Origin of the sequence: Streptomyces bambusae, assembly GCF_019400985.1 — a bacterium.
GTDB lineage: Bacteria > Actinomycetota > Actinomycetes > Streptomycetales > Streptomycetaceae > Streptomyces > Streptomyces bambusae_A.
On record NZ_WTFF01000478.1, the window covers coordinates 1 to 4,107 of the forward strand.

Annotated in this window: 3 protein-coding genes; all 3 read right to left on the bottom strand. The window is 75.9% G+C overall.

What is annotated here, in order from left to right:
- Nucleotides 1–246: 246 nt before the first annotated feature.
- Nucleotides 247–2,331, bottom strand: a complete 2,085-nt coding sequence (locus GPJ59_RS34290) for a SpoIIE family protein phosphatase (RefSeq protein ID WP_308120643.1) — start codon at nt 2,329–2,331, stop codon at nt 247–249.
- A 65-nt stretch (nt 2,332–2,396) separates the two neighbouring features.
- Nucleotides 2,397–2,636, bottom strand: a complete 240-nt coding sequence (locus GPJ59_RS34295) for a hypothetical protein (protein WP_219671895.1) — start codon at nt 2,634–2,636, stop codon at nt 2,397–2,399.
- 12 nt (nt 2,637–2,648) lie between these two features.
- Nucleotides 2,649–3,926: an NAD(P)-binding domain-containing protein gene (locus GPJ59_RS34300; protein ID WP_219671898.1), complete on the bottom strand. Its 1,278-nt coding sequence runs from the start codon at nt 3,924–3,926 to the stop codon at nt 2,649–2,651.
- Between the last annotated feature and the right edge of the window lie 181 nt (nt 3,927–4,107).

Genomic DNA, 4,107 nt, shown 5'->3' on the forward strand with positions numbered 1-4,107 from the left:
GCCCCGGACCCACCGGCCCAGGACGCACCGGCGCCCCGCTCACATCTCCGCCGGTGCGCGGCACCGACCCCGCTCACCCACCCGCCGGTGCGCGGCATCAGCCCCGCTCACGCGCCCCGCCAGTACGCGGCACCAGCCCCGCTCACCCACCCGCCAGTACGCGGCACCAGCCCCGCTCACGTCCCCGCCAGTACATAGCACCAGCCCCGCTCACGACGCGCCCTCCGGCTACATGGCACCGGCCCCTCACGTCCCCGCCGGTGCGTCGAACTCGCACCACACCGCCTTGCCCTCGCCCCGCGACTCCACGCCCCAGTGCGTCGCCAGCGCGTCCACCAGCAGCAGGCCCCGCCCGGTCGTCGCCGCCTCGCCCGGGCTGCGCCGCCGCGGCCACACGCTGCTGCGGTCCTTGACCCACAGCCGGATCCGGCGGACCGGTTCCGGCAGCACCTCCATCGTCAGCACCGCGCCGCCGTCGGTGTGCAGCAGGGCGTTGACCAGGAGTTCGCCCGCGGCCACCTCCACGTCGTCGGCGAGCTCCGGCACGCCCCAGTCGCGCAGGGCCTGCCGCAGGGCGAACCGGGCCTCCGACAGGCCCTCGGGGTCGGCCTGGTGGACGTACTGGTGGATGCGCGGGGCCCGGTGGGTGCCCGGGTCCGGGGCCCGGCGCAGCACCAGCAGTGCCACGTCGTCCCCGGAGCCCCAGCGCTCCCAGAGCCGGTCCAGCAGGTGGTCGGCGAGCGCCCCGGCCTCCTGCGGGCCGCTGCGCACGGCGTGGGCCAGCGCCTCCATGCCCGTCGTGATCGACGCGGCCGGCTCCTCCACCAGCCCGTCCGTACACAGCACCAGCGTCTCGCCGGGCACCAGGTCCAGCCGGGTCTCGGGGAAGTCCTCCTGTTCGAAGGCCGACGCCAGGCCCAGCGGCAGCCCGCCGCGCAGGTTCGGCCAGCCGGTCCGCCCGTCCGTGTGCCGGATCAGCGGTCCCAGGTGCCCGGCCCGGCACGCCCGCACCCCGCCCGTCTCCAGGTCCACCTGGGCGTACGTGCAGGTGGCGAAGCGCTCGGTGTCCAGTTCGGCCAGGAAGCGGGAGGCCCGGGCGAGGACCGTGGAGGGCGGATGGCCCTCCCCCGCGTACGCGCGCAGGGCGATCCGCAGCTGGCCCATGATCGCGGCCGCGTGGGTGTCGTGGCCCTGGACGTCCCCGACCACGATGCCCACCCGGTCCCGGGGCAGCGCGATCACGTCGTACCAGTCCCCGCCGACCTCCCGCCCGCTCCACGCGGAGTGGTAGCGCACGGCGATCTCCCCGCCCGTGATCTCCGGGATCCGCCGGGGCAGCATCGCGGCCTGCAGGCCCGTGGCGAACTCCCGCTCCTGGTCGAACAGCAGCGCGCGCTGGAGCGACTGCGCCACGATGCCGGCCAGGCCCAGGCAGAGGTTGCGCTCCTCCGGGCTGAACTCGGTGCGCCGCCGGTAGAAGAGCACCAGCCCGCCGATCGCCTTGGCCTGCGCGATCAGCGGCAGGTAGGCGGCCGCGTCGTAGCGGATCCGCCGCAGGTACGAGCCGAGCAGGGGAAACTCCTCGGCCAGCGTGGCCAGCGAGGTGGCGAAACGTGCCTTCCTCGTCAGGATGGCCTGCGCCAGCGGCAGCGAACCGTCCAGCCGGGTGAACTTGCGCTCGCTGAGGACCTCCAGCGTCTCCCCGCTCAGCGCGATGATCCTCAGGGCGCCGTTCTCGACCAGCGCCAGCGCCAGCCCGTCCGCGCCCAGCCGCTCCAGCGCCCCCGCCCCCGTCAGCGTGGCCGTCACGTCGTCGACCGTCACCGCCCGCGACAGCGCCTCCGTGGTCCGCTGCACGATGGTGGTCTGCTTGGCGCGCGCCGCCTCCAGCTTGCGCAGCAGCATCGAGTGGGCGAGCTCCGCGGTGGCGTCCCGCACGATCCCGACGATCCGCTGCCCCCGGCCCTCCCGGTCCCGCAGGATCCTGCCCTGGGCGTGCGTCCACTGGTCGCGGCCGTCGCGCCTGCGCACCATGAAGTACGAGCCGTACGTCTCCTCCTCGGCCTCCATCGCCCCGAACACGGTCTGGCTCAGCCGTACGGCGTCCTCCGCGGGGATGCGTACGGCGACGCCCTCGGGGGTGCCGTCGAACTCGGCCGGATCCAGGTCGAAGACCACCAGTGCGGCCGGGTCGAGGTCGAGCGTCCCGCCGGCCAGGTCCCAGTCGAAGCTGCCCATGCCGTTCAGCGCGAGCCGCTCCCCGGGACCGGTGGTCCGGGGCGACGAGCGGGACGGGCCGGGCGGCCGGGGCGCTCCGGGGTCCTCTTCCACGCGACTCACCACCTCTCACCACCTCACGGCCACACGCTGTCCGGGCCCGACACGGAGGACACGGCCTACCGGCCGGGCCAGCAGGGCTGGGAGATCAGCCGCTCCCACTCCTCGTCAGGATGCCCGGGAAGGGTGCGTCCGGCCTCCCGCCAGCGCTTGACGAGGGACTGGTAGATCGCCGTCGTCGGATCGGCGTACGGCGGCGCGGCACCCGGCCGCCCGCCGGGGGCGGGGGGCGGGGGCTGCTCCCTGCGGCCGGCCGGGATGCGCACCCAGCCCCGCCCCTGTGCTCGCTCCGGGCTCATCGCGGACCCCTCTCAGCGCAGGTAGGTCTTCGGCTGTCCGGCGACCGGCCCGGCGGGTGCCGCGGCGGTGCCGGCGGAGCCCGGCAGCGGACCGCGCGCGGCGAGTCGGCGGCGGACTCCTGCCACCAGTCTCCCCGCCGCGAAGCCGGCGCCGTGCACGAATCGCATGGAAGGGCCGAACGAGGGAGCCGTCAACAGTCCCGCGAAGAACAGTCCCGGCCACGACGACTCGAAACCGGAGCCGAGCTCCGGCGTCCGGGTGCCGCCGACCGTGCGCAGCGCCGTGCGCAGGCCGGCGTCCAGCAGCCCCAGCCGCCCCAGGTCCGGGACGAAGCCGGTGGCGGCGATCACGTGCGCGACGTCGAGGACCACGGACTCGCCGGCCGCCGTGGTCAGGCCCAGGCGGGTCCGGTCGCCCACCGCGACCGCCCGGTGCAGCCGGTGCCCGAGCAGCACCGGCACCCGCCGCTCGAAGCGCTCCCGCAGCCACCAGGCGCCGGCCGGGCCCAGCGCCGTCGCGGCGATCCGCTCCCGGGTGGCCACGGGCAGCCGCCGTACCGCCCAGGGCAGCTCCGACCACACCCAGCTGCGCCAGCCGGTGCCGAGCCCGCTGTGCGGGTCGCGCAGGGCGCGCAGCAGGGGGCGTTCGAGGGGCTGCGGCACGCTGTTCCAGTTGATCCGGCCGCTCCGGGCGACCAGGCGCGGCCGGGCCCCCGACTCGGCCAGCAGCGCCGCGGTCTCCAGGGCGGCCTGCCCGGCGCCGAGGACGGCGACGTCCTGGCCGGCGAAGCCGCTCAGGTCGCGATGGTCGCTGCTGTGCGAGCCGTGCCCGGGCGGCAGCTCGCGCAGGGCGGCGGGGACGTGTACGAAGGGCATCACCCCGACGGCCAGGACGACGGTCCGGGCCAGCAGGGGCGGCCCCTGGTCGGTGGTGATCCGGAACCCCTCGCCCTGCGGGGAGACATGGGTGACCGTCAGTTCCTCGACCGGTGGGCAGGCGTGCCGGGCGAACCAGAGGCCGTAGGAGCTGAACGTGTCGAGGGGCAGGGGCTCGCCGTGGGCCGCGGTCAGCCCGCGGGTGCCGCAGAACTCGGCGAGGGTGTACCGGCCGCCTGGCGCGGAGAGGTTGGACGACCAGGGCTCGGACTTCAGGAACATCCCCTCCGGCATGTGGTCGCGCCAGGACGCCATCGGGCGCCCGAGCACCCGTACGTCGAGCCCGGCGGCCGCCGCGTGCGCGGCGACCGACAACCCGTACGGGCCCGCGCCGACCACCACGAGGTCGTCCATCCGCTTCACCGGGTGTGCCACGGGGTCTGCCACGAGGTCTGCCTCCACTGTCTCGGCTGTCTCGGCGTCCGACCCGGGTCAGGGGACGGACGAGGTCAACGCGCCACCAGCTCGTCGGGCTCGGCCGGGGCGGACGGCGCCAGGCCCGGGCCGGGGCCCGCACCGGGGCCCGCGCCGGGGC